Below are 24,612 nucleotides of genomic sequence, written 5' to 3' on the forward strand. Positions count from 1 at the left end.
AGCCCATGCGCCGCAAGCGCCCTGCCTGGCTGCGCTGGCTGGTGCCGGCCGTGCTGCTGGCGCTGGCCGCCGGGGCCGTCGCCTTCATGGCCGATGCACCCACGCGGGCCGAGCGCGAGCGCATTGCCGCGCAGCTCGAACAGGCGCTGCAACGCTGCCGGGCCCTGCCCGAGGCCCAGGCCCACCGCTGCCGGCTGCAGGCCGAGGGGCAGCAGAAAATCGACGTGGCCGCGCTCGATGCGCGGCACCATCCCAGTGGCAACAACCGCTACAAGGCCGATGCGGCGCGGGTAGACCTGGACTACGAACTGGCGCTGCTGCAGTGCAGGCAGCAGGCCGAGGCGCCGGGCAAGCACCCCGAGCGCGCCAAGGCACTGGCGCAGTGCAAGGAGCAGGCGCGCGCGCGGCACCAGCGCGCCCTGCACGAGGCCCAGAAGCAGGCGGCCCAGTCGGCCTCGCTGGCCGAGCCGCCCAAGGGCCGGGCCGTGCGCGAGCGCGAGGAGGCGCCCGAAACCGCCCTGCGCAAGTGCGATAGCCTGCTCGGCGAGGCCAACCTGCAGTGCATGCGCGAGCTGCCGCCCGAGGTCGCCAAGCGCAAGGATGGCGCGGCGCCCTGAGGCTGCGCTGAAGTCAGCGCCCGCCCGACGGCGTGCCCGCCAGCCCGAAATGCCGCCAGGCGCGGCGCAATTGCGTGTCCGAGGCAAAGCCCGCCAGCAGCGCCGCCTGCGTGACGCCGCTGCCCGAGCGCAGCGCCGCCTCGGCCGTGGCCAGGCGGATGCGGCGCAGGTACTGCAGCGGCGCGATGCCCGCATGCTCCAGGAACAGCCGCGCCAGGTGCCGCGGCGTGACGTGGGCCACCTCGGCCATCGCGGGCACGGTCCAGCCGGCGGCGGGCCGCTGGCTCACGGCGTCCTGCACGCGGTGCAGCGCGGCATGCAAATGGTTGCGGTGGTGCAGGAAGGGCGACAGCGCCGGATCGTGCGGGCCGCGCCGCAGCGCCACCACCATGGTCTGCGCCACTTGCGCGGCCAGCGCGGGGCCGCAGGCCTGGGCGATGCGTTCGAGCATGAGGTCTATGCCCGTAGTCACGCCGGCGCTGCTGTGCAGCGGCCCGTCGGAGACGAAGACGCGGTTGGCCTGCACGTCGCAGCGCGGCTCGGCGGCCTGCAGTTCACCGAGGTGCTGGTGGTGCGTGGTGGCGCGGCGCCCCGCCAGGTGGCCCGCATGCGCGGCCAGCAGTGCGCCGGCGCAGATCGTCAGCAGTTCCAGCCGCCCTTCGGCCGGGCGCAGGCCGCGCAGCCAGTGCAGCAGCGCGCGTGTGGGTGGGTGGTCCAGCTCGGGGCCGTGGCCGGCCAGTCCGGGCAGCACGACCCAGGTGGGCGCGCCGCCGTCGAGCACGGGCAGCGGCGCCAGGCCCGCGAGCCGCAGGCCCACCGAGCTGTCGGTGGCGGCGTCGGGACCGGTGAATTCGAGGGTGAAGCGGGGCGCCTCGCCGCGCGCCTGCAGCCACTGGTTGGCGATGCGCAGCGCCTCGGCGGGGCCGGCCCAGTCCAGCGCCAGGCTGCCGGGCAGCAGCACGAAGACGACGCGGATGGGCACGGCGCCTGTCATGCGCGGGCGCGCTCCAGGGCCTGCTCCACCGTGCACAGCGTGGCGAAGCGGCCGGCCAGCACGGTGGCGGTGCGGGCCTTGATGTCGGCGGCGCCCAGGGTGCGGCCGTCGGGCTGCGTCATGTCCCAGGTCAGGGTCGCATCGGGCACGAAGTCCACGGCCCAGCCCAGGTCGCTGGCGTGGCGCGTGGTGGTTTCGCAGCACTGCTCGGTGCGGATGCCGCTGACGATGAGGCGCTGGATGCCGTGCTGCGTGAGCCACACATCGAGCCCCGTGCCCACCAGCGCACTGTGGCGCGACTTGGTGAAGCTGGCGGCGGCGTCGAATGCGGCCAGCCCATCGAGCGGGCGGAGGTGGCGCGAGGCCTGCGAGAAGGGGTTGGCGGCCTCTTCCGGCCCGGCGCAGTGCAGCACGCGAACCAGGGGAATGCCCTGCGCCGCGCAGCCTTCGATCAGCGCGTTCTGCGCCGCCAGGTAGGCGGGCAGGTCGTGCTCGGTGAAGAACGGGCGGTGCCGGAAGGACTCCTGGACATCAATCACTATCAGACATGTTTTCATGAGGTGCTCCACAAACAGGGTTGGTAGGTAGCGCTCATGGTGCCTGCGGCAGGGCCTGGTGTCCTGCCGGAAGCAGACAGGATCAGGTCATTTTGGGACATGGTGTGCCGCCCGGTGGGCAGCGCCGGTTCAGCGCGCGCCGCCGCTGCTGGCCTTCCAGCTGCCGTCGCCTTGCTTGCAGAACCAGAACTGCCACTGCTCCGACAGGCTGCGCTGGCTCACCTTGGCGTCGAGCAGGCGGCAGGCGCCGCCGCGGGTCTGCGTGGTCTGCAGCGGCGTGAGCGCGACCTCCACCGGCGGCTGGCGGCGCGGGCCCTGGCTGCTGGTCCACGGCGTGGTGGAGCCGTCGGCGGCGCTGTTCAGCACGTTGCCGACCGCGGTGCGGAAGGCAGGCAGGTCCTGGGCCGGAATGCGCGCGGCAATGGTGCGGTTGAGGAAGGTGGCCGACGCGGCCTGGGCGGCGGAGGGCAGGGCCGACAGGGCGCTGGCCAGGGCCGCTGCGGACAGCAGGAATGAGGCAGTTTTCATGGCGATGGGAACCCGGGAATGGAGGTGCGGACGAGTGTACCGTCTCCCTTCCCCGGCCCGGCCCGGCCCGGCCCGGCTCGCGGGCACACGCGCCGCGCTCAGAACCGGCTGCGGCGCAGCACCAGCGCGCAGCGCAGGGCCAGCCAGCGCTGGCGCTCCTCGCGGCTGGCGCGAGCCAGCTGCAGCTGCGCCGTGACCTGGGCGCGCAGCGCCTGCAGCGCGCCGCGGTCGCGGGCCTGCTCGGCCTGTTGCCAGGCCTGGCGCACCGTGTTGGCAGAGATCGCCATGCTCAGGCCCCCGATTTGCCGAAGGCGTACCAGTCGACCTTGCGCGTGGCGACCATGACGATGGCCAGCACCGCGAACAGCGCGATCGAGCCCACGACCAGCGCGGTCTGCTCCAGCTGCAGCAGCACGAAGAGCAGGCCGTACAGCAGCGCGATCCAGCCGGCGAAGGGCAGGCCGCGCCGCGCGCTGCCGAGGATGTGGCTGGCGTAGAAGGCCAGCAGCAGCACGCAGGCGCTGGCGGCCACGCCGTAGGCCGGGCTGAAGCCGATGTGCTCGGACAGGCCGATCAGCAGCAGGAAGAAGCTGCACAGCGCCGAGCCCACCAGCAGGTACTGCACCGGGTGCACGCGCAGCTGCTTGAGCACCTCGAACATGGCCACGGCCACGAAGGTCAGCACGATGAAGAGCAGGCCGTACTTGGTGGCGCGGTCGCTGAGCGCATAGGGGTTCACCGGGTCGACGAAGGTGGTGCTGAACGACTCCAGGCAGCGCTGGCCGGACGCGGTGCTGGCTGCCGCGGCAGCATCGGCCGCCGTGGCGGCCACCTCGACGGCGGCGGCCGTGGGGCCGATGGCGTAGTCGCGCCAGACATCGCTGGCCGGGCACAGGGGCTTGCTGTCGGCAAAGCTCTGCTGCGCCGACGAGGCCAGCGCCGACAGGTTCCAGCTGGCGCTGAAGCTGCTGTCGCTGACGCTGCGCTGCGACGGCAGGAAGCTGCCGCCGAACGAGGGGTGCGGCCAGTTGCCGGCCAGGCTGACCTGGTTGCTGTCGGCCAGCGGCACGAAGGCCAGGCGCTCGGTGCCGAGCAGCTCCAGCGTCAGCGCCACGGCGAGCGGCGCCTTCAGCAGCGCGGGCGGCAGCTCGGCGCTCAGGCCCTGCGGGTACGCCGGGTGGCGGGTGCCGGGCTGCAGCGCGATGGCGTCGCCGTTGAGCGCCAGGTTGGCATTGCGGATGCCGCGCGGATCGCTGAGCGCGAGGATCAGCCGCGGCGCCTCGCAGCTCACCCGGGCCTGGGGCATGCGGGCCGGTGCGGGCTGCAGCAGGTCGGGTAGCGCGGAAAAACGCGCCTCGATGCGGTTGCCCAGCACATAGGTGCTGACCTTGTGCAGCCCGCGGGCGCGCTGGTCCATCTGCAGCTCGGCCTGGTGCTCCAGCGTGTCGGGCATGGCGTAGCGGCGGAAGACGCGGGTGGACGCCTCGGGCTTCTTGTCGGCGTTGGTGGTGGTCCAGCTCTCGGTGCAGCGCTGCACCACCACCGGCCCCATCAGCGTCTGCGGGCCGGCCAGGCTGCCGACGATGCCTTGCACGGCGTTGTCGCGGTTGCGGATGCGGTCCTGCACCACGTCCTGCACGAGGGTGAGGCCGCTCATCAGCAGCAGGAAGGTGATCAGCAGCGCGGCGGCTTTCACCAGGAATCGGTTCTTGAACATCTTGCTTTCTCGGAAGGGGTGGTGGGCCGAGTCTGCGAGGGGTGGGTGTGGTGGGGATGAAGTGGGTGAAGTGAGGGTGAAGTGGTGCGTTTGAGGTTTGGCCTTTTCTGGAGCCCGCTGTGCATTTCCTTGCAGGAGCCGGGATGTGCGCCCGGCGGCGCAGTAACTTTCTTTTGCTTCGCCAAAAGAAAGTCACCAAAGAAAAGGCGACCCTGCTGTCCGTGACCCCAGCGCCGCAGGCGCTGGGGCAACCTGCGATGCTCGGGCGCGGGGCCTGCTGCGGAACTCGACTGCGCGCGCCAAGGCGCGCTCCGCTCGGACAACCGCAGCAAGTCAGACCACGAAGCATGCGCGCTCCGACGCGCATGCGGCCCCGCGCCCTGTGCTTCTCGGCACGGACAGAAGGGAACCCAGCAACAGCCACCCGGGCCGTCGCTTTGCTCGGCCCCACAAGGCGAGGCCGAGCGCAGCGATGGCCCGATTGGTTTGCCACCCCCTTCTGCCTGCGCCTGTGGCGTGGCGTTTGCGGGGTGGGCATGCGCGTCGGAGCGCGCATGCTTCGTTATCTGACTCGCCGCGGTTGTTCGAACGGAGCGCCTTGGCGCGAAGAGAGTTCTGCGGCGCACCCCGCAAACGCCACGCCGCAGGTTGCCCCAACGCAAGGCGTTGGGGTCGCAGACAGCAGGGGCGCTTTCTTTTGCCTACTTTTCTTGCGCGCGCAAGAAAAGTAGGTCGCCCGCCGGGGCGAAATCCCGGCCTCGGAAATCAAAAAAGAGAGCTGCCCGCGCTTGCCAAATAAGTGATTTAAAGCGCTATAAACCTATAACCATTGAGTGGAAAGCGCTACCAGCTATCAATTCGATAGAGCCTCATCCCCGCCAAACTCCAGCTCCACCCGCAACCCCGGTTGCCCATTGGCCACCCGCATGCTCCCCCCATGCAACTGCATGATGCGCCTCACGATCGACAGCCCCAGCCCCGTGCCGCTGCGCTCGCCATCGGGCCTGGGCGTGGTGAAGAAGCGCTCGCCCAGGCGCGCGAGCAGGGCCTCGGGTACGCCGGGGCCGGTGTCCTGCACGGCGACGTGGTTCGGGCCGAGCGTGACCTCCACCGTGCTGCCGGGCGGCGCGAAGTCGATGGCGTTCTGCAGCAGGTTGCTGAGGGCCAGCACCACCAGGTCGCGCTCCCAGGGCCCGGTGCTCGCGCCGCCGTGCAGCGCGAGGCGGATGCCGCGCTGCTGCGCCGACGGCGTGAGCTGCGCGATGGCCTGCTGCGCGCAGTCGCGCAGGTCGCAGTGGGCCTGGGCCTGCAGGTGTTGGCGCTGCTCCAGCCGGCTCAGGCGCAGCAGCTGGTCCACCAGGTTCTGCAGGCGCTCGCTCTGCTGCACCACCTGCTGGGCGAACCGCTCGCGGTCGGCGTCGGGCAGCGGGTCCTGCAGCAGCTCGCCGGCGCCGCGGATGGCGGCCACCGGGCTCTTGAGCTCGTGCGTCAGCGCGCGCACGTAGTCCTCGATGTAGTCGCGCCCTTCGAGCCGCAGGCGCATGTTGTCCATGGCCTGGGCCAGGTCGCCCAGCTCGCCGGGCACCCGCGGCATGGGCGGCGGCGCCGGGCTGGCCTCGCCTTGCAGCGCCGGCGCCTGCACGTGCTGGGCGTAGTCGCGCAGGCGGCGCACGTTGTGCACCAGCCAGAAGGTGACGGCCAGGCCCACGGCGGCCGACAGCAGCAGGAACAGCAGGCCGCCGCGCAGCATCTTGCGCTCGGCGCTGTCGATGATGCGCTGCACCGAGCTGGCGGGCTTGGAGGCGGTGAGCACGCCGGCGATCCGGCCCTGCACGACGATGGGCGCGGACACATACATCACGCTGCTGGCCTCGTCGCCGGCCACCTCGCGCGTGGTGCGGGCGCCGTATTCGCCGCGCAGCGTGCGGTACACGTCGCGCCACTGCGAGTAGTCAGCGCCGGTGTCGGTCTGCCGGGAGTCGAACAGCACGCGGCCGTGTTCGTCGGTGACGGTGACGCGCAGGTCCAGGCTGTTCTTGCGCGCGTCCCAGATCCAGACCTTGACGGGCTGGCGTGCGTAGGCGTCGACGGTCTCGGCGAAGCGGCTGGTGCCGCCGGCCAGCGCGCCGCTGGCGAGGTCGTCGCTGGCCAGCGCGGCAAGCAGGTAGGCGGTGTCGACCAGGGTGTCCTCGGTCACCTTGCGCACGCTGGGCTTGACCTCGACCATGAAGACGCGCAGCACGAAGAACGCGGCCAGGCCGTTGATGAGGAAGAACGCGAAGAACAGGCGCAGGCCGAGGCGCATGGCTCAGTCCGTTTGCAGGCTGTAGCCCATGCCGCGGTGCGTGGCGATGAACTCCTGCGCCGGCGCCACGGCGCGCAGCTTGGCGCGCAGGGTCTTGATGTGGGTGTCGACGGTGCGGTCGGTGCTGTCGCTGTCCAGGCCCCAGACGCGGTCAAGCAGCCACTCTCGGCTGAGGATGCGGCCCGCGCCGTCGAGCAGGCAGCACAGCAGCTGGTACTCGCGCCGCGTCAGGTCCAGCAGCTGGCCCTGCAGGCGCACGCGCTGGCCGGCGGCATCCACTTCAAAAACAGGAGCTATTGGCGCTTGTTGGACGGGCGCTGGAGCCTGATTGGGCTGAAATGACCGTTGCGAGCGCCGCAGCAGCGCCTTGGCGCGGGCCACCAGCTCGCGCGGGCTGAAGGGCTTGGTCAGGTAGTCGTCGGCGCCCAGCTCCAGGCCGAGCACGCGGTCCATCTCCTCGCCGCGCGCGCTCAGCACCAGCAGCGGCACGGCGCTGCCGGCGGCGCGCAGCTCGCGGCACCAGTCCAGGCCGTTGCCGTCGGGCAGGCCCACGTCGAGCAGCAGCGCATCGTAGGCCGCGGCCTGCCACTGGCGCCGGGCATCGGCGAGCTGCAGGCAGTGCGTCACGCGGATGCCGTCGCGCTCCAGCGCGTAGCAGACGGTGCGGGCGATGGCCGGGTCGTCCTCGACCAGCAGCAGATGGGGCAGGGCGGTTGGCATGAGCGTGGGCTTCAGCGGCCGCCCGAGCAGTCGATGATCGCGGCGGTGGAGTAGCTGCTGTGCTCCGACATCAGCCAGTAGATGGCCTCGGCCGCCTCCTCGGCGGTGCCGCCGCGCTGCAGTGGCAGCGAGGCCGCGAGGCGCGCCACGCGGTCGGGCTGGCCGCCGCTGGCGTGGATGTCGGTGTCGATCAGGCCCGGCCGCACGGCGTTGACGCGGATGCCCTGCGGGCCCACCTCGTGCGCCAGGCCCACGGTCATCACGTCGATCGCGCCCTTGGCGGCCGCGTAGTCCACGTACTGGTGGGCGGCGCCCAGGCGCGCGGCCGAACTGGACACGTTGACGATGCTGCCGCCCTGGCCGCCCTCGGCGGTGCTCATGCGGCGCACGGCCTCGCGCGCGCAAAGGAAGCTGCCGATCACGTTGATGTCGAACATGCGGCGCCAGCGGGCCAGGTCCATGTCCTGCAGGCGCTGGGCGCGGTCCACCACGCCGGCGTTGTTGACCAGCGCGCGCAGGCGCCCGAGCTCGGCATCGACGCGCGCGAACATGGCCAGCACCTGGGCCTCGTCGGCCACATCGGCCTGCACGGCGATGGCGCGCCGGCCCAGGGCCTGCACGGCCTGCACCACCGCGCGGGCGGCGCCCTCGTTGGCGCTGTAGTTGACGGCGACATCCCAGCCATGGCGGGCGGCGAGCAGGGCGGTGGCGGCGCCGATGCCGCGGCTGGCACCGGTGATGAGGACGATGGGGTTCATGCGGCGAAGGTCGGGAGGGCGGAGGGCCTATCTTAGTCAAGGAGCGGGCAGCGCGGCCAGCCGCTCCAGCGCGCGGGCGTCGGCCTCGCCGATCGGCAGGTAGACGACCATGCGCGAGCCGCTGCGCGGCGCGGACCACCAGTAGGTCTGGCGCAGGTGGATCAGGCCGATCTCGGGGTGGTCGAAGGTCTTCTCCTGGTTCTCGGGGCTGCGCACCTGGTAGCGCTCCCAGGCGTTGCGAAAGGCCGGCGAATGCGCGAGGAAGTAGTCGATCCGCTCGGCGATGGCCCGGTCGCCGCTTTGCTGGGTGGACGCCGCGCGCAGCATGGCGACCATGCGCTCGATGGTCTGCGGCTCGTGGCGCACCACGCGTTGCCAGCGGGCGTCGAACAGGCTCATGTGCAGGCAGTTGCGCTGCAGCGCGGGCAGGCGCTGCAGCGAGATGCCCATCAGGCGCTCATAGGCCGAATTGACCGCCAGCAGGTCGAAGGCCGCGCTCTGCATCTGGGCCGGGTAGGGCAGCAGCTTGTCCAGCAGCTGCATGTGCAGGCAGTCCGGCTCGTCGGTGGAGGCGGGGCCGGGCTGGTCGAGCTTGATGCCGGCCAGCGCCAGCAGGTGGCGCAGTTCGTCGTCGTTGCACTGCAGCGCCCGGGCGATGGATTCGATGGCCTGGCGCGAGGGCTGCACCTCGCGGCCCTGCTCGAGCTTGGTGTACCAGGTCACGCCGATGCCGGCGAGCTGGGCGACCTCCTCGCGGCGCAGGCCGGGGGTGCGCACGCGGCCGTGCCGCGCCAGGCCCATGGCGGCGGCGGCCAGGCTCTCGCGGCGCGCGCGCAGGAAGCGGCCCAGCTCCTGCGAGGGACTGGAGTCCGCAGGGGATGGCGGGGCATGGGGCGCGGGCGCTGCAAAGGAAGGCATGGAGAGGTACTGTGGAGGGGCTGGTGCAACGCAGTATAGGCCTTTCAAGCCTAGGCTACGAAGAATCTTGTACCAGTCTAAAAACACCTCCACACTGGCGCCCTGTTCATTTCCGGCGCAGGCACTCCCATGCGAAGAATCACTGCTGACAACGCCACGTTCGGCGTTTTCCTGGCCTTTCTGCTGATCCCGCTGTCGGGCATAGGCACCGACATCTACCTCCCGTCCATGCCAACCATGGCCCAGAGCCTGGGCGCCACGGCGGCGCAGATCCAGCTCACGCTGACGCTGTTCATCGCCGGCTACGGCCTGGGGCAGCTGGTGGTGGGCGTGTTGCTCGACCGCTTCGGCCGCTGGCGGCCCACGCTGGTGGCGCTGGCGCTGTTCGCGCTGTCGAGCGCGGCCATCGCCGCGAGCGACGACATCCGGCTGATCTGCGCGCTGCGCCTGCTGCAGGGGCTGCTGGGCGCGGTGGCCGTGGTGGGCAAGCGCACCTTCTTCGTCGACGTGTTCCAGGGCGCCGCGCTGCAGCGCTACCTGACCTGGATGACCGTGGTGTGGTCGCTGGGGCCGATCTGCGCGCCCTTTATCGGCGGCTTCGTGCAGACGCACTGGGGCTGGCGCGCCAATTTCGTCGTGCTGGCGGCGTTCTCGGTCGTGGCGCTGGTGCTGGAGTGCCTGGGCGGCGGCGAGACGCTGGCCCGGCCCCAGCCCATCCGGCCGCGCGAGGTGGCCGCGCGGGCCGGCGAGATCCTGCGGCATGGCGCCTTCGCGCGCGGCGTGCTGTGCGTGAGCGCGGCCTACGCGATGGTGATGGGCTGGAGCATGGCCTCGCCCTTCATCGTCGAGACCGTGTACCACCGCCCGCCCACCACCACCGGCGCGCTGGCGCTGCTGATGGGCCTGGCTTGGATGGCCGGCGGCCTCATCGCGCGGGCCATGATGGCGCGCTCGCTGGTAAGCAAGCACCGCATCGCGCTGGTGGGCATGGCCGGCGGCATCGCGCTGCTGGCGCTGACGGCGTGGCTGCCGGCCTCGTGGCCCTCGCTGGAGATCATGGCCGCCGTGGCCTTCGGCATCCACGTGGCGGCGGGCCTGGTGTTCAACGTCCACTTCGCGAACGTGCTGTCCATGTTCCCGCAGAGCGCGGCGCTGTCGGGCGGGCTGGCGGGCGGCCTGGCCTTTTTGCTGACCTCGCTCTTCTCGTCGCTGGGCACGCGCCTGGTGAATCCGCAGTCGGCGCTGGGCATGGCCGCGGTGTATGGCGGGCTGGCGCTGGTCCTCGTGGCGGCGCTGCTCTCCATGGTGACTCGCCCGGCACCGGCGGCGCGGTGGACGGCGCCATAATCGGGCCGAATCCCCGCCAACGAATCTGTTTCAGCAAGGAGTGATCGCAATGGGTAATTTCGTGGATCTGAAGGCCGCCGACGGCCAGGTGTTTCCGGCCTACATCGCGGAGCCCGCGGGCAAGCCGCGCGGCGCCATCGTGGTGGTGCAGGAGATCTTCGGCGTCAACTCGCACATCCGCTCGGTGGCCGACCGCGTGGCCGCGGGCGGCTACCTGGCGATCGCGCCGTCGACCTTCGCGCGCGTCAAGTCGAACGTGGAGCTGGGCTACACCGAGGCCGACATGGGCGCGGGCTTCGAGCTGAAGACCGCCGTGGAAGAGCTGCGCGCCCCCGGCGTGCTGCTGGACATCCAGGCCGCCATCGACGAGGCTGCCAAGCGCGGCGGCGGCAAGGTCGGCATCACCGGCTTCTGCTGGGGCGGCCTGCTGGCCTGGCGCGCGGCCGCCGAGCTCAAGGGGCTGTCCGCCGCCGTGCCGTACTACGGCGGCGGCATGACCACGCCGGCCGAGGTGGCGCGCCAGCCCCAGTGCCCGGTGATGGCCCACTTCGGCGAGAAGGACCACTGGATCTCGCTGGACAGCGTCAAGGCCTTCGAGCAGGCGCACCCCGAGGTCGAGGTGCATGTCTACGAGGCCGACCACGGCTTCAACTGCGACCAGCGCGGCTCGTTCGACGCGGCCTCGGCCGTTGTGGCCTGGGCGCGCACGATCGGCTTCTTCAACCAGCACGTGGGCTGATCCGGCACTTGCCATGGCAAAAGCCTTGCGGCGCTGCGGCCCGCAAGGCTTTTTCATTTGCTTACCGGCATGTCATGGGGTCGTCATCGCTGAAAGCCATGATGCGGCGCACTTTTTCACTCGCGCCCACGCACCATGTCCCAGCCCATCGTCCTGCGCCCCGCCGCGGTTTGCCTTGCCCCGAACCGATCCACCCTGCGCGCCAGCGCCTTTGCCCTGGCGGTGTCGGCCCTGGTGGCCGCCTGCGGTGGCGGTGACAGCACGCCCAAGTCGGCCACGGCCACGCTGGCGGTGCTGGAGACCACCGACCTGCACTTCAACGTGCGCAGCTACGACTACTTCAAGCTGGCCGAGGATCCCTCGTATGGCTTCGAGCGCACGGCCACGCTGATCCGCCAGGCGCGCCAGGAGTTCGCCAACACCGTGCTGGTGGACAACGGCGACACCATCCAGGGCACGGCGCTGGCCGACTACGAGGCCCAGGTCGCGCCCATCCCCTGCCAGCAGCAGCTGGCCATGTACAAGGCCATGGGCGTGCTGAAGTTCGATGCCGGCACGCTGGGCAACCACGAGTTCAACTACGGCCTGCCCTTCCTGAACCAGGTGCTGGGCGGCGGCCTGCAGGTCGATGGCGTCGATGCCGCGCTGAAGTGCGCCGGCCCGGGCTACCCGATGGCGCTGGCCAATGTATACAGCCTCAAGACCAACCAGCCGCTGGTGCAGCCCTACACGCTGCTGGAGCGCCAGGTCGCCGCCACCGATGCCGGTGGCAAGCCGGTGACGCTGCCGATCAAGATCGGCGTGATCGGCTTCACCACGCCCGGCATCATGGGCTGGGACAAGCGCCACCTGGAAGGCAAGCTGCGCGTGAGCGGCGCGGTCGAGGCGGCGCAGAAGTATGTGCCCGAGCTGCGCGCCAAGGGCGCCGACATCGTGGTGGCGCTGCTGCACGGCGGCCTCGACGGCGCGGCCTACAGCGCCGACATGGAGAACCCCGGCCTGTACCTGAGCCAGGTGCCGGGCATCGACGCGATGGTGATGGGCCACCAGCACGGCGTGTTCCCCGACCGTTCGGACAAGCCGGGCTTCACCCTGCCCGGCGTGGACCACCAGGCGGGCACGGTCAACGGCGTGCCGGCGGTGATGGCCAGCTCCTGGGGCAAGGCGCTGGGCGTGGTGGCGCTGTCGCTGCGCTGGGACGGCAAGCAGTGGGCGGTGAACCCCTCGGGCACCCAGGTGGGCCTGCGCTCGACCGCCACCGGCAAGGACGCGGCGGGCAAGGCCACCTACGTGGCGGCGGACGGCACCATCGCGCCCGCCGTCGAGCCGCAGCACCAGGCCGCGATCCAGTACGTGAAGACGCCCATCGGCCAGACCGACTTCCGCATGGGCACGCAGTTCGCCGACGTGGGCGACCCGGGTGCGATCCAGCTGGTCAACCAGGCCCAGCAGGACTATGTGGCCAGCTACGTGAAGGCCAACCTGCCGCAGTACGCCGGCCTGCCGGTGCTGTCGGTCAGCGCGCCGTTCAAGTCGGGCTTCCAGGGCGGCGGCGACTACACCGACGTGGCCGCGGGGCCGCTGGCCATCTCCAACGCCGCCGACCTGTACCTGTACCCGAACACGGTGTACGCGGTGAAGGTCAACGGCGACCAGGTCAGGCGCTGGCTGGAGGCGGCCGCGCAGCGCTTCAACCGCATCGACCCGGCCGCCACCGCCGACCAGCAGCTCATCGGCAGCTTTCCGGGCTACAACTTCGACATGTTCACCACGCCCGACATGCAGTACGAGATCGACGTGACCCAGCCGGTGGGCAGCCGCATCAAGTCGCTGACCTACCTGGGCAAGCCCATAGCTCCTGCGCAGGACTTCGTCATCGCCACCAACAACTACCGCGCCACCAGCGGCAAGAGCTTCCTGCCCGAGCTGGACGGCCGCGCCACCATCTACGCCTCGCCCGACGCGAACCGCGACGTGGTGATCGCCTACATCAAGGCGCACCCGCAGGTCACGCGCGCCGCCAACGGCGCGGCCCGCAGCTGGCGCTTCGCCAAGACGCCGACAGCGGGCAAGGTGCTGTTCACCTCGGCTGCCAACGCATTGCCGGTGGCCCAGGCCGCGCAGCTGGCCAATGTGTCGCTGGACCAGGCCGACGATGGCAGCGGCACGCAGCGCGCCGTCTACCGCATCGACCTGGGGCAGTGAAGGCCGTCAGGCGGCATCGCGCCGGCGGAACACCAGCGCAATGCCCGCCACGATGGCGGCCAGGCCCGCCCAGGCGCTGAGCGGCATGCGGTTGCCCAGCACCCACCAGTCCAGCAGCGCGGTGACCACCGGCACCAGGTAGAACAGGCTGGTGACGTTGACCAGGTTGCCGCGCTGGATCAGGCGGTACAGCAGCAGCTGCGCCACCACCGAGATGCCGCAGGCCAGCCACAGCGTGGCGGCCCAGAAGGCCGCGCTGCCGTCCGACTGCACCGGCAGCACGGGCGTGGCCAGCGCGAACAGCACCAGGCTGGCCGCGTACTGGGCGGGCAGCACCTGCAGCGGTGCCAGCGCGATGCGCTTTTGCTGCAGCGAGCCCAGCGTCATGCAGGCCAGCGCGCCCAGTGCGAAGCCCAGGCCCAGCGGCGAGAGGCTGGTCTTGAGCAGGCTGGCGAGCACCACCAGCGCCAGCCCAGCCAGGGCCAGCAGCAGCCCCGCGAGGCGGAGGGCGGAAAAGCGCCGCTCGGTCAGCAGCAGGGTCAGGATGGGCTGGGCGCCGAGGAGGGTGGCGATCAGCCCCGGCGTGACGCCGTGGTGCATGGCCAGGAAGTAGCACAGCGAGTAGCCGCCCACCAGCAGCAGGCCGGTGGCGATGACCCGGCCGCGCTGGCCTGCCGGCAGTTGCCAGGCCTGGCGGCGCCAGCCCACGGCCAGCAGCAGCGCCAGCGCCACGCCGAAGCGCGCCAGCAGCATGGCCAGCGGCGTGCCGTGGTCCAGCCCCCAGCGGGTGAAAAGGGCCGCGCTGCCCCACAGCAGCACGAAGCAGCCCATGGCGCCATGCTGCGCCCACGAATGGTTTTGAGGGTTCATTGGTATTCATCCAGGCATTGGCTGGCAGCCTTGCCAGCCGGAGACAAACCGGATCGCCGCGGAAGGTCGGCGGCGGCCCGCGAAGCGAGAGGGCTCAGGCGCGGGGCGGCGGCGGGGCGGATGAATGGGGAGGTGCGCGGCGCCCCTGGCGCGCAGCCACCGGCCCGGACAGGTCCGAACAAGGCAGGGCAGGCAGGTGGCGGGACATGGTGCTGGGGGTTGTCAAGAAAGTGGCGACCCGGGCGGGGCCGCGGGAGCACTATACCCCGGCCGGGACGCGGCGCACCAGCGCCTCACTTCTCGGTGCGGGCCAGGTAGTGCTTGCGCGAGAAGTAGCCAATGAGCACGAGCGCGATCACACCCATGGTGCCCATGGCCCACCAGAAGCCGTCGCGGGCGTGCACGAAGGGGATGAACTCGAAGTTCATGCCGAAGATCGCGGCGATCAGGTTCAGCGGCAGGAAGATCGCGGTGATGGTGGTGAGCGTGCGCATGATGTCGTTGGCGCGGTTGCTCTGCACGTTGAAGTGCATCTGCACGGCGGTCTCGGTGTTCTGCTCCAGCCGCCGCACGTGGTGCACCACGCGCTCGATGTGCTCCAGCACATCGCGGCTGCGCACGCGCAGCACCTCGAGCGCGCGCTGGCCGGCGGCGTCCGGCGGCGTGGGCCAGGCCTCGACGGTGTCCACCCAGTCCTGCACGGCGGCGCGCTGGTCCTCGCAGATCTCGTCGAGGTGGTGCAGCGCCAGCCGCGCCTCCAGCAGCGCCGACCAGTCGGCGAAGCGGCCGCGCGGCTTGAGCAGCGCGTTCTGCCACAGGTCGAGGTGGCGCGACAGCTCGCGGCGCAGGTCGAGGTAGCCGTCGACGATGAGGTTGACCATGCGCATCATCAGGTCGGCCGGCGACAGCGGCAGCCGCTGCGCCGCGATCCGGCCGGGAATGCGCTGCGCCTGGTCCTCGCGCGCGAGCCGGTCCTGCGTGCTGCGCGACAGCGCGGCGAGGTCGGGCGCCGCGGCCGGCGCTCCGGCGGGCGCGGGCGCGCCGGCCAGCTGCAGCAGGCGCTGGGCATAGCTGTCGCGCACGCTGCAGTCGTCGGGGTGCACCGACAGCAGCACGCGGTCCCACACGGCAAAGCCCACGGGGATGGTGTCTATGGTCGGCGGCGTCCAGTGGCGGTCGTCGGCGGCCTTGGCGCGGGCGCGGCGCACCACCTCGGCCACGGCGGCGTTCGAGGCCTTGTCCGGCGGCGAGGCGATGCGGCGGATCACCAGCAGGTCGTACTGCGAGGTGTAGTCGTAGTGCGAGGGCAGCTGCGCGTTCAGCAGGTCGGAGACATGCAGGTCGACCAGCTGCATGCCGGTGAGGTTCTGCAGCGCGGCCTGGACGGCGGCCAGCTGCTCGCCGAAATAGCGGCGCGAGCAGGCCAGCCACACATAGCCCTCGGCGGGCATCTGCTGCGGCGCCTGCGCGCATTCCGTGGCCTCGCCATCGTGGATGTGGAAGACGCGAAGCGCGGGGGCTGGGGTGCTCATGACTCGCGGGTTTGAAGTCAAAAATGGCTCCAGGGCAGATGGGGTCTGCGCCAGATGCTCTTATTTTTGCTGTTGCAGCTTGCGGGCGGCGTCGATGGCGAAGTAGGTCAGGATGCCGTCGGCGCCGGCGCGCTTGAAGGCGAGCAGGGCTTCCATCATCACCGCGTCGTGGTCGAGCCAGCCGTTGGCGGCCGCGGCCTTGAGCATGGCGTATTCGCCACTGACCTGGTAGGCGAAGGTGGGCACCTTGAATTCGTCCTTCACGCGGCGCACCACGTCGAGGTAGGGCATGCCGGGCTTGACCATCACCATGTCCGCGCCTTCGGCCAGGTCGAGAGCCACTTCGCGCAGCGCCTCGTCGGTGTTGGCCGGGTCCATCTGGTAGACGTTCTTGTCGGCCTTGCCCAGCGCGCCGCGCGTGCCTACGGCGTCGCGGAACGGGCCGTAGAAGGCGCTGGCGTACTTGGCGCTGTAGGCCATGATGCGGGTGTAGATGTGGCCCTGGGCCTCGAAGGCCTCGCGGATGGCGCCGATGCGGCCGTCCATCATGTCGCTGGGCGCGACGATGTCCACGCCGGCCTCGGCATGGGCCAGCGCCTGGCCGGTCAGGATCTCGACCGTCTCGTCGTTGAGGATGTAGCCGGTGTCGTCGAGCACGCCGTCCTGGCCGTGGCTGGTGTAGGGGTCGAGCGCCACGTCGGTCAGCACGCCAAGCTCGGGAAATTCCTTTTTCAGCGCGCGCACCACGCGCGGGATCAGGCCGTCCGGGTTCAGCGCCTCGCGGCCGTCGGGCGTCTTGAGCGCGGCGTCGATGCTGGGGAACAGGGCCAGCACCGGGATGCCCAGCTGCACGCACTCCTCGGCCACCGGCAGCAGCAGGTCGAGGCTCAGGCGGTCCACGCCGGGCATGGACGGCACGGCCTGGCGCAGGTTGCTGCCCTCGTGCACGAACACGGGGTAGATGAAGTCATGGGCGCTGAGCCGGTGCTCGCGCACCAGGTTGCGGGAGAAGGCATCGCGGCGCAGGCGGCGCGGGCGGCTCAGCGGAAAGGGCGGGGGGCTGGACAGATGCATGGCGCCGATTGTGCGCCACTTTGCCTGCGGATTGCATACACGCACTACACTGTGCCGAATGCTCTGGGTCAAAGCCTTTCATATCGTTTTCGTGGCCAGCTGGTTCGCCGGCCTGTTCTACCTGCCCCGCATCTACGTGAACCTGGCCATGGTGCCGCCGGGCTCGGTCGCCGAGCGCGGCCGGCTGCTGCTGATGGCGAGGAAGCTGTTGCGCTTCACCACGCTGCTGGCCGTGCCGGCCGTGGGGCTGGGACTGTGGCTGTACCTGGGCTACGGCATCGGCAAAGGGCCGGGCAACGGCTGGATGCATGCCAAGCTCTTCCTCGTGCTGCTGGTGATCGGCTACCACCACGCCTGCGCGCGGCTGCTGCGCCGGCTGCGGGACGGCAGCAGCGCGCGCTCGCACCGCTGGTTCCGCTGGTTCAACGAGGCACCGGTGCTGCTGCTCGTGGCGATTGTCGTGCTGGTGGTCGTCAAGCCCTTCTGACCATGGATGCCTCATCGCGGCAGCGCACCATCGCCTGGCCCCTGGCGCTGGTGTATGCGGTGCTGATCGTCTTTGCCAGCCTGTTCCCGTTCGAGGGCTGGCGCACCCAGGGCATCTCGCCGCTGGAGTTCTTCCTCGCCAAGATCCCGCCGCCGTACTGGACCTGGTTCGACGTGGGCATCAACATCGCGGGCTATGCGCCGCTGGGTTTCCTGCTGTGCCTGGCGTGGATGCGGCGCGGCTGGTGGCGCTCGGGCTGGCTGCTGGCGCTGGCCCTGGGCACGCTGCTGTCCTTCGGCATGGAGTTCCTGCAGATCTTCCTGCCCAAGCGCGTGTCCTCCAACATGGATTGGCTGCTCAACAGTGCGGGCACGCTGCTGGGGGCCTTGCTGGCGCTGCTGGCCTACCGGCTGGGCCTGCTGCGGCGCTGGAACGACGTGCGCGGCCGCTGGTTCGCGCCCGACGCGCACGGCGCCATCGTGCTGCTGCTGCTGTGGCCGGCGGCGCTGCTGTTCCCGCCGCCGCTGCCGTTCGGCCTGGGGCAGGTGTTCGAGCGCGTCCAGGGCTGGATCATCGAGGTGCTGGAGAACACGGCCTTCGAATCCTGGATGCCGGCGCTCACGCCGGCCGTCGAACCGCTGTCGCCGATCGGCGAACTCGCCTGCGTGATGCTGGGGCTGCTGATCCCCTGCTGGCTGGCCTTTGGCGCGATGGGCAACGTCTGGCGCCGCGTGGCCGTGGCCTGCCTGGTGGTGCTGGGCGGCATCGCCGTGACCGGGCTGTCGGCGGCGCTGAGCTATGGCCCGGCCCATGCCTGGGACTGGCTGGGCATGTCGGCCCGCATGGGCACGGCGCTGGCGCTGGTGCTGGCACTGGCGCAGGTCAGCGTGCCGCGCCGTGTCTGCGTGCTGCTGCTGCTGGTGGGGCTGATGGTGTACCTGAACCTGCTGAACCAGGCGCCCGCCAGCCCGTACTACGCCGAGGCGCTGCAGTCGTGGGAGCAGGGGCGCTTCATCCGCTTCTTCGGCCTGAGCCAGTGGCTGGGCTGGGGCTGGCCGCTGGCCACGCTGGTCTATGCGCTGCTGCGGCTGGCGCGCCGGCCGGTGGAGTCCGCGGCCAGGCGGCCATAGCGCCACGGCGGCTGCGGCGCGGTGCCACAATAGCCGGGTATTTGTGAAATGGTGACTGCATGAGCGATCAGAACTCCCCGCCCTCCGCCGCTGGCTACTACCAGCGCCACGTCTTCTTCTGCCTGAACGACCGCACCAATGGCGAGGACAGCTGCGCCCACCATGGCGCGCAGGAAGCGTTCGACCACTGCAAGGCCCGCGTCAAGGCCGAGGGGCTGGCCGGACCGGGCCGGGTGCGCGTCAACAAGGCCGGCTGCCTCGACCGCTGCGCCGGCGGCCCGGTGGCCGTGGTCTACCCCGAGGGCACCTGGTACACCTTCATCGACAAGAGCGACATCGACGAGATTGTCGACGTGCACCTGAAGACCGGCCAGCCGGTGACCCGTTTGCTGCTGCCGCCGGATGTGGGTCGATAACCTTATATACAAATCAGGCGTTGGCGCAGGTGTATATTGCGCGAGCAGCTATTGAGTTGATAGCTAACTGAAGATGGCGATATGAATGCGCAGACGGAAAAATTCACGATCACCGGGCCGGTCGGCCTGATTGAGGTGGCGCGCGATGCCGCGCAGCTGCAGTCCGGCCTGGCCGCCGCGCGCGGCACGGCCATCGTGGCCCACCCGCATCCGCTGTTCGGCGGCACCATGGACAACAAGGTGGTGCAGACCCTGGCGCGCGCGCTGGTGCAAAGCGGCTGGAACACGCTGCGCTTCAACTTCCGTGGCGTGGGCGCCACCGAGGGTGAGCACGATGCCGGCACGGGCGAGTGCGACGACTTCCTGGCCGTGGTACGGCAGCTGGCGCCCGAGGGCGCGCTGGCGCTGGCGGGCTTCTCGTTCGGCTCGTTCGTGATGAGCCACGCGCTGCTCCAGCTCTGGGGCCAGCGGCAGATCGACAAGCTGCTGTTCATCGGCACGGCGGCCTCGCGCTTCCAGGTGGCAACGCTGCCGCCCGAGGCGCACGAGCGCGCCCTGGTGCTGCACGGCGAGGCGGACGACACCGTGCCGCTGGCTTCCGTCATGGACTGGGCGCGGCCGCAGATACTTCCTGTCACCGTCATCCCCGGAGGCGGGCATTTTTTCCACGGACAATTGCCGCTGCTCAAGAGCCTGGTCATGCGCCACCTGAGCGCGCCCGTCTGATTTTGCTATTGATTTTGAATGTGATGCCGGCATGCACCAAGCGCGTGCCGGTTGTTTGATGGAACCGATCTTCATGAACCCTCGTTTTCTGCCCCGTGCGCGCACCTGGGCCGCCGCCGCGCTCTTCGCTCCCCTTGTCGCCCTGGCCCAGCTGGCCCAACCCGCGCCGCCCGAGATCGCCGCGCGCAACTACCTGCTGTTCGACGCCACCTCCGGCCAGGTGCTGGCGGCCAAGGACATCGATGCGCCGGTGGAGCAGGCCTCGCTGACCAAGCTGATGACCGCCTACGTGGTGTTCGATGCGCTGCGCGCCAAGAAGATCACGCTGGAGCAGACCCTGCCGGTGAGCGTCAAGGCCTGGAAGATGCCCGGCTCGCGCATGTTCATCGACCCCAAGATGCAGGTGAAGGTGGACGACCTGCTCAGCGGCATGATCATCCAGTCGGGCAACGACGCCTCGATGGCGCTGGCCGAGGGCGTGGGCGGCACCGAGGAAAACTTCGTGCGCCTGATGAACGAGCAGGCCAAGGCGCTCGGCATGACCAACACGGGCTACAAGAACCCCGAGGGCCTGACGATGGCCGGGCACACCACCACCGCGCGCGACCTGAGCGTCCTCGCCACGCGGCTGATGCAGGACTTCCCGGAGTACATGCACTACTACTCCACCAAGCAGTACCGCTACCCGGGCTCGCCCGCATCCAACTCCAACAACCGCAACACCCTGCTGTTCCGCGACCCGACCGTCGACGGCCTGAAGACCGGCCACACGGCCGCCGCCGGCTACTGCCTGGTGGCCACGGCCAAGCGCCCGGTGCCCAATGCCGGCGAGCGCCGCCTGATCTCCATCCTGCTGGGCGCCGCCAGCGACAGCGCCCGCGCCAACGAGAGCCAGAAGCTGCTGAACTGGGGCTACACCGCCTACGACGCTGTCAAGCTCTTCGATGGCGGCCAAGCCGTGGCCACGCCCAAGGCATGGAAGGGTGCGCAAGCCACCGTCAAGATGGGCAGCGAGAAGCCCGTCGTCATCACCGTGCCCGCCGGCAGCGGCGGCAAGGTCGAAACCCAGGTCGTCAGCCAGGAGCCGCTGATCGCCCCCATCGCCAAGGGGCAGAAGCTCGGCACGCTCAAGGCCACCGTCGGCGGCCAGCAGGTGGCCGAGGTGCCGCTGATCGCCCTGGAGGCGGTGGACGAGGCCGGTTTCTTCGGCCGGATGTGGGATTCGATCCGCCTGTGGATCAAGTAAACACTCTGCTGCCTGCTCTTGAATGAAGAGCGGCAGTGTGGAAAAAGGCGTGCGCTGCACGCCTTTTTTGTGGGCAAAACAAGGCCTTGCAGCTGACGAAGCATTTGCTTCAGAAAACAACTCGTGCTACGATAGAGGGCTTTTCGGAATTTCCGAAGGGTTTCACGTTTTCGTTTTCACGAGAAATTTCACGTTTAGGGACGTACTAATGCCAACCATCAACCAACTCATTCGCCAAGGGCGTGAGGTCGAGAAAGTCGCCTCCAAGAGCCCCGCGATGGAAAACTCTCCCCAGCGCCGTGGCGTGTGCACCCGTGTGTACACCACGACGCCCAAGAAGCCGAACTCCGCTCTGCGTAAGGTCGCCAAGGTGCGCCTGACCAACGGTTTCGAAGTCATCTCCTACATCGGCGGTGAAGGCCACAACCTGCAAGAGCACAGCGTCGTGCTGGTGCGCGGCGGCCGTGTGAAGGACTTGCCCGGTGTGCGTTACCACATCGTGCGTGGTTCGCTTGACCTGCAAGGCGTCAAGGACCGCAAGCAGTCCCGCTCCAAGTACGGTGCGAAGAAGCCGAAGGCCAAGTAAGCCCTGCGGTTTGTATTCCAGGTGCTGCATCCCGCGTGGCGCGAGATCCAGCGTAGTGACCCCAAACGCAAGTGTTTTGCGCGGGTCGAGTAAGTGGGAGTCCTAGATTGGCTCTCGCGGTGTCTGAAAAGATGCCAACTGAAGCAAGATAGAGGTAAAAAATGCCACGTCGTCGCGAAGTCCCCAAACGTGAAATTCTGCCGGATCCGAAGTTCGGCAATGTAGAGCTGTCCAAATTCATGAACGTGATCATGGAAGGCGGCAAGAAGGCAGTGGCCGAGCGCATCATCTATGGCGCTCTGGAACTGATCGAGAAGAAGCACCCCGGCAAGGACCCGCTGGAGGCCTTCACCGTTGCCATCAACAACGTGAAGCCCATGGTGGAAGTGAAGTCCCGCCGCGTGGGCGGCGCCAACTACCAGGTTCCGGTGGAAGTGCGCCCCGTGCGTCGCCTGGCCCTGTCCATGCGCTGGATCAAGGAAGCTGCCCGCAAGCGTGGCGAGAAGTCCATGGCCCAACGCCTGGCCAACGAACTGCTGGAAGCCACCGAAGGCCGTGGCGGCGCGATGAAGCGCCGTGACGAAGTGCACCGCATGGCCGAAGCCAACAAGGCGTTCAGCCACTTCCGCTTCTAAGCAGCGCAGGGCATGCACCCCTAAGGCCGCCAGCAATTTTTGCTTGCGGCCTTGCTTGGGTTCTGGCGGCCCCCATATCCAAGCCTGATGCCTGCGCCCTGCCAGGTGCCGCATCGGCCCCAATCACTGATCAACAAAGGATCGATCATGGCTCGCAAAACTCCCATCGAGCGCTATCGCAATATCGGCATCTCTGCGCACATCGACGCAGGCAAGACCACGACCACGGAACGTATCCTGTTCTACACCGGCGTGACGCACAAGCTGGGTGAAGTGCACGACGGCGCGGCCACCACCGACTGGATGGAGCAGGAGCAAGAGCGCGGTATCACCATCACTTCCGCGGCAGTGACCTGCTTCTGGAAGGGCATGGACATGTCCTACCCCGAGCACCGCTTCAACATCATCGACACCCCCGGCCACGTGGACTTCACCATCGAGGTGGAGCGTTCCATGCGCGTGCTGGACGGCGCCTGCATGGTGTACTGCGCCGTGGGTGGCGTGCAGCCCCAGTCCGAAACCGTGTGGCGTCAGGCCAACAAGTACAAGGTGCCCCGTCTGGCGTTCGTCAACAAGATGGACCGCACCGGCGCGAACTTCTTCAAGGTCTATGACCAGATGAAGCTGCGCCTGAAGGCCAACCCTGTGCCCGTGGTGATCCCGATCGGCGCCGAAGAAAACTTCAAGGGCGTGGTCGATCTGGTCAAGATGAAGGCCATCATCTGGGACGAAGCTTCCCAGGGCATGAAGTTCGACTACGAAGACATCCCGGCCGAACTGGTGGAAACCGCCAACAAGTGGCGCGAAAACCTGGTGGAGTCCGCTGCCGAAGCCAGCGAAGAGCTGATGAACAAGTACCTGGAAGAAGGTACCTTGTCCGAAGCCGACGTCAAGGCCGGCATCCGTGCACGTACCCTGGCTGTGGAAATCCAGCCGATGCTGTGCGGCACCGCGTTCAAGAACAAGGGTGTGCAGCGCATGCTGGACGCTGTGATCGACTATCTGCCGTCGCCAGTGGACATCCCTGACGTGGAAGGTACCGATCCTGACCATGAAGAAACGAAGCTGGCCCGCAAGGCGGATGACGGCGAGAAGTTCTCTGCGCTGGCATTCAAGCTGATGACCGACCCGTTCGTGGGTCAGCTGACCTTCGTGCGTGTGTACTCCGGCGTTCTGTCCAAGGGCGACACCGTGTACAACTCGGTCAAGGGCAAGAAAGAGCGTATCGGCCGTATCGTGCAGATGATGGCCAACGACCGTATCGAAGTGGACGAAATCCGCGCCGGCGACATCGCTGCCTGCGTGGGCCTGAAGGATGTGACCACCGGCGAAACCCTGTGCGACGTGGCTTCGCCCATCGTGCTGGAACGCATGGTCTTCCCCGAGCCCGTGATTGCACAGGCCGTGGAACCCAAGTCCAAGGCCGACCAGGAAAAGATGGGTATCGCGCTGTCGCGTCTGGCAGCCGAAGATCCGTCGTTCCGCGTGCGCTCCGACGAAGAATCCGGCCAGACCATCATCGCCGGCATGGGCGAGCTGCACCTGGAAATCATCGTTGACCGCATGAAGCGCGAATTCAACGTGGAAGCCAACGTGGGCAAGCCCCAGGTGGCCTACCGCGAAACCATTCGCCAGAAGGTCGTGGACGTGGACGGCAAGTTCGTTCGCCAGTCCGGCGGTAAGGGCCAGTACGGCCACGTGGTGTTCACGGTCGAGCCGCAAGAAGCCGGCAAGGGCTTCGAGTTCGTCGACTCCATCAAGGGCGGTGTGGTTCCTCGCGAATACATCCCTGCGGTCGAGAAGGGCGTGATCGAAGCGCTGACCTCCGGCGTGCTGGCTGGCTACCCCGTGGTGGACGTGAAGGTCACGCTGACCTTCGGTTCGTACCACGATGTGGACTCGAACGAAATGGCGTTCAAGATGGCCGCTATCTTCGGTTTCAAGGAAGCTGCCCGCAAGGCCAGCCCCGTGATCCTCGAGCCCATGATGGCCGTGGAAGTGGAAACGCCTGAAGACTACGCCGGTACCGTGATGGGCGACCTGTCGTCCCGCCGCGGCATGGTGCAGGGCATGGAAGACATGGTTGGTGGCGGCAAGGCCATCAAGGCAGAAGTGCCGCTGTCCGAAATGTTCGGCTACGCTACGTCGCTGCGCTCGCAAACGCAGGGCCGCGCTACGTACACGATGGAATTCAAGCACTACGCTGAAGCTCCTCGTAACGTGGCTGAAGCCATCGTTGCCGCTCGCGCCAAGGCTTAAAGAGGCCTCCTGCGCCTGCTGGACGGGCGCAGGCAGCTATCTTTTTTGATAAGTTTGTCTACGATCGGGTGCCGCTTTGTTTCCTGTGCGAAGCGATCAAGCAACCCGGTGTAGACGTTAAACCCGACACAGGTTTTGCTCTTTATTTGGAGAATTTCTCATGGCAAAAGGTAAGTTTGAACGCACCAAGCCCCACGTGAACGTGGGCACGATCGGTCACGTGGACCACGGCAAGACGACGCTGAC

Annotated in this window: 25 protein-coding genes; 13 read left to right on the forward strand and 12 right to left on the reverse strand. The window is 68.8% G+C overall.

Annotation, left to right across the window (positions count from 1 at the left end; genetic code table 11):
* Nucleotides 1–5: 5 nt before the first annotated feature.
* Nucleotides 6–617 carry a hypothetical protein gene (locus ACYVKR_RS17335; protein WP_460482188.1) on the forward strand — a complete coding sequence of 204 codons (612 nt, stop codon included), beginning with the start codon at nucleotides 6–8 and terminating at the stop codon, nucleotides 615–617.
* Nucleotides 618–630: 13 nt separating this feature from the next.
* On the opposite strand, the gene ACYVKR_RS17340 is transcribed toward ACYVKR_RS17335, so the two are convergent.
* The 9 genes from ACYVKR_RS17340 to ACYVKR_RS17380 form a co-directional block, all read right to left on the reverse strand.
* Nucleotides 631–1,611 (reverse strand): GlxA family transcriptional regulator, encoded by a 981-nt coding sequence (locus tag ACYVKR_RS17340; RefSeq protein WP_460482189.1) that lies wholly within the window; start codon nucleotides 1,609–1,611, stop codon nucleotides 631–633.
* Complete coding sequence (locus ACYVKR_RS17345; RefSeq protein WP_460482190.1) at nucleotides 1,608–2,168, reverse strand: cysteine hydrolase family protein; 561 nt, start codon at nucleotides 2,166–2,168, stop codon at nucleotides 1,608–1,610. The genes ACYVKR_RS17340 and ACYVKR_RS17345 overlap by 4 nt, the downstream gene beginning before the upstream one ends.
* 129 nt (nucleotides 2,169–2,297) lie before the next feature.
* Complete coding sequence (locus tag ACYVKR_RS17350) at nucleotides 2,298–2,696, reverse strand: hypothetical protein (protein WP_460482191.1); 399 nt, start codon at nucleotides 2,694–2,696, stop codon at nucleotides 2,298–2,300.
* Nucleotides 2,697–2,794: 98 nt separating this feature from the next.
* A complete protein-coding gene (locus ACYVKR_RS17355) occupies nucleotides 2,795–2,983 on the reverse strand; it encodes a hypothetical protein (protein WP_460482192.1) in 189 nt (62 codons plus the stop codon).
* Nucleotides 2,984–2,985: 2 nt separating this feature from the next.
* Nucleotides 2,986–4,413, reverse strand: a complete 1,428-nt coding sequence (gene creD / locus ACYVKR_RS17360; protein WP_460482193.1) for a cell envelope integrity protein CreD — start codon at nucleotides 4,411–4,413, stop codon at nucleotides 2,986–2,988.
* An 853-nt stretch (nucleotides 4,414–5,266) separates the two neighbouring features.
* Nucleotides 5,267–6,718, reverse strand: a complete 1,452-nt coding sequence (gene creC / locus ACYVKR_RS17365) for a sensor histidine kinase (protein ID WP_460482194.1) — start codon at nucleotides 6,716–6,718, stop codon at nucleotides 5,267–5,269.
* Nucleotides 6,719–6,721: 3 nt separating this feature from the next.
* Nucleotides 6,722–7,438, reverse strand: coding sequence for a two-component system response regulator CreB (gene creB / locus ACYVKR_RS17370; RefSeq protein WP_460482195.1), 717 nt, complete (start codon nucleotides 7,436–7,438; stop codon nucleotides 6,722–6,724).
* Nucleotides 7,439–7,449: 11 nt separating this feature from the next.
* Entirely contained in the window at nucleotides 7,450–8,196 is a 747-nt protein-coding gene (locus tag ACYVKR_RS17375; protein ID WP_460482196.1) for a Rossmann-fold NAD(P)-binding domain-containing protein, read from the reverse strand.
* Nucleotides 8,197–8,232: 36 nt separating this feature from the next.
* The gene (locus ACYVKR_RS17380; RefSeq protein WP_460482197.1) at nucleotides 8,233–9,114 is read right to left on the reverse strand and encodes a helix-turn-helix transcriptional regulator; all 882 of its coding nucleotides are present in this window, start codon (nucleotides 9,112–9,114) and stop codon (nucleotides 8,233–8,235) included.
* A gap of 129 nt (nucleotides 9,115–9,243) precedes the next feature.
* Here ACYVKR_RS17380 and ACYVKR_RS17385 point away from each other — a divergent pair, with 129 nt between their 5' ends.
* From ACYVKR_RS17385 to ACYVKR_RS17395, 3 genes are all read left to right on the forward strand, one after another.
* The gene (locus ACYVKR_RS17385; protein WP_460482198.1) at nucleotides 9,244–10,461 is read left to right on the forward strand and encodes an MFS transporter; all 1,218 of its coding nucleotides are present in this window, start codon (nucleotides 9,244–9,246) and stop codon (nucleotides 10,459–10,461) included.
* 49 nt (nucleotides 10,462–10,510) lie between these two features.
* Nucleotides 10,511–11,200, forward strand: coding sequence for a dienelactone hydrolase family protein (locus tag ACYVKR_RS17390; protein ID WP_460482199.1), 690 nt, complete (start codon nucleotides 10,511–10,513; stop codon nucleotides 11,198–11,200).
* Nucleotides 11,201–11,335: 135 nt separating this feature from the next.
* Entirely contained in the window at nucleotides 11,336–13,405 is a 2,070-nt protein-coding gene (locus tag ACYVKR_RS17395) for a bifunctional 2',3'-cyclic-nucleotide 2'-phosphodiesterase/3'-nucleotidase (protein ID WP_460482200.1), read from the forward strand.
* Nucleotides 13,406–13,411: 6 nt separating this feature from the next.
* Here ACYVKR_RS17395 and ACYVKR_RS17400 read toward each other — a convergent pair whose 3' ends face one another.
* The 3 genes from ACYVKR_RS17400 to hemB all read right to left on the reverse strand — a co-directional run bounded on the left by ACYVKR_RS17400 (nucleotide 13,412) and on the right by hemB (nucleotide 16,881).
* Nucleotides 13,412–14,275 carry a DMT family transporter gene (locus ACYVKR_RS17400; RefSeq protein WP_460482201.1) on the reverse strand — a complete coding sequence of 288 codons (864 nt, stop codon included), beginning with the start codon at nucleotides 14,273–14,275 and terminating at the stop codon, nucleotides 13,412–13,414.
* 293 nt (nucleotides 14,276–14,568) lie between these two features.
* Nucleotides 14,569–15,807, reverse strand: coding sequence for a magnesium transporter CorA family protein (locus tag ACYVKR_RS17405; RefSeq protein WP_460482202.1), 1,239 nt, complete (start codon nucleotides 15,805–15,807; stop codon nucleotides 14,569–14,571).
* A gap of 60 nt (nucleotides 15,808–15,867) precedes the next feature.
* On the reverse strand, nucleotides 15,868–16,881 hold the full coding sequence (gene hemB / locus ACYVKR_RS17410; protein ID WP_460482203.1) for a porphobilinogen synthase: 1,014 nt from the start codon (nucleotides 16,879–16,881) through the stop codon (nucleotides 15,868–15,870).
* A gap of 58 nt (nucleotides 16,882–16,939) precedes the next feature.
* On the opposite strand from hemB, the gene ACYVKR_RS17415 reads away from it, so the two are divergent.
* From ACYVKR_RS17415 to ACYVKR_RS17455, 9 genes are all read left to right on the forward strand, one after another.
* Nucleotides 16,940–17,368: a CopD family protein gene (locus ACYVKR_RS17415; protein ID WP_460482204.1), complete on the forward strand. Its 429-nt coding sequence runs from the start codon at nucleotides 16,940–16,942 to the stop codon at nucleotides 17,366–17,368.
* A gap of 2 nt (nucleotides 17,369–17,370) precedes the next feature.
* The gene (locus ACYVKR_RS17420) at nucleotides 17,371–18,498 is read left to right on the forward strand and encodes a VanZ family protein (RefSeq protein WP_460482205.1); all 1,128 of its coding nucleotides are present in this window, start codon (nucleotides 17,371–17,373) and stop codon (nucleotides 18,496–18,498) included.
* A 59-nt stretch (nucleotides 18,499–18,557) separates the two neighbouring features.
* Complete coding sequence (locus ACYVKR_RS17425) at nucleotides 18,558–18,914, forward strand: (2Fe-2S) ferredoxin domain-containing protein (RefSeq protein ID WP_460482206.1); 357 nt, start codon at nucleotides 18,558–18,560, stop codon at nucleotides 18,912–18,914.
* A gap of 81 nt (nucleotides 18,915–18,995) precedes the next feature.
* A complete protein-coding gene (locus tag ACYVKR_RS17430; RefSeq protein WP_460482207.1) occupies nucleotides 18,996–19,640 on the forward strand; it encodes an alpha/beta hydrolase in 645 nt (214 codons plus the stop codon).
* Between the two features lie 73 nt (nucleotides 19,641–19,713).
* Nucleotides 19,714–20,886, forward strand: a complete 1,173-nt coding sequence (locus ACYVKR_RS17435; RefSeq protein ID WP_460482208.1) for a D-alanyl-D-alanine carboxypeptidase family protein — start codon at nucleotides 19,714–19,716, stop codon at nucleotides 20,884–20,886.
* A gap of 208 nt (nucleotides 20,887–21,094) precedes the next feature.
* On the forward strand, nucleotides 21,095–21,472 hold the full coding sequence (rpsL, locus tag ACYVKR_RS17440; protein WP_460482209.1) for a 30S ribosomal protein S12: 378 nt from the start codon (nucleotides 21,095–21,097) through the stop codon (nucleotides 21,470–21,472).
* A 161-nt stretch (nucleotides 21,473–21,633) separates the two neighbouring features.
* Nucleotides 21,634–22,107: a 30S ribosomal protein S7 gene (rpsG, locus tag ACYVKR_RS17445; protein ID WP_460482210.1), complete on the forward strand. Its 474-nt coding sequence runs from the start codon at nucleotides 21,634–21,636 to the stop codon at nucleotides 22,105–22,107.
* A gap of 147 nt (nucleotides 22,108–22,254) precedes the next feature.
* Nucleotides 22,255–24,366: an elongation factor G gene (gene fusA / locus ACYVKR_RS17450; RefSeq protein WP_460482211.1), complete on the forward strand. Its 2,112-nt coding sequence runs from the start codon at nucleotides 22,255–22,257 to the stop codon at nucleotides 24,364–24,366.
* A gap of 160 nt (nucleotides 24,367–24,526) precedes the next feature.
* Nucleotides 24,527–24,612 (forward strand): GTP-binding protein (locus tag ACYVKR_RS17455; protein ID WP_033473206.1); only part of this gene is annotated, 86 nt, incomplete at its 3' end.

The organism is Comamonas humi (assembly GCF_054782535.1).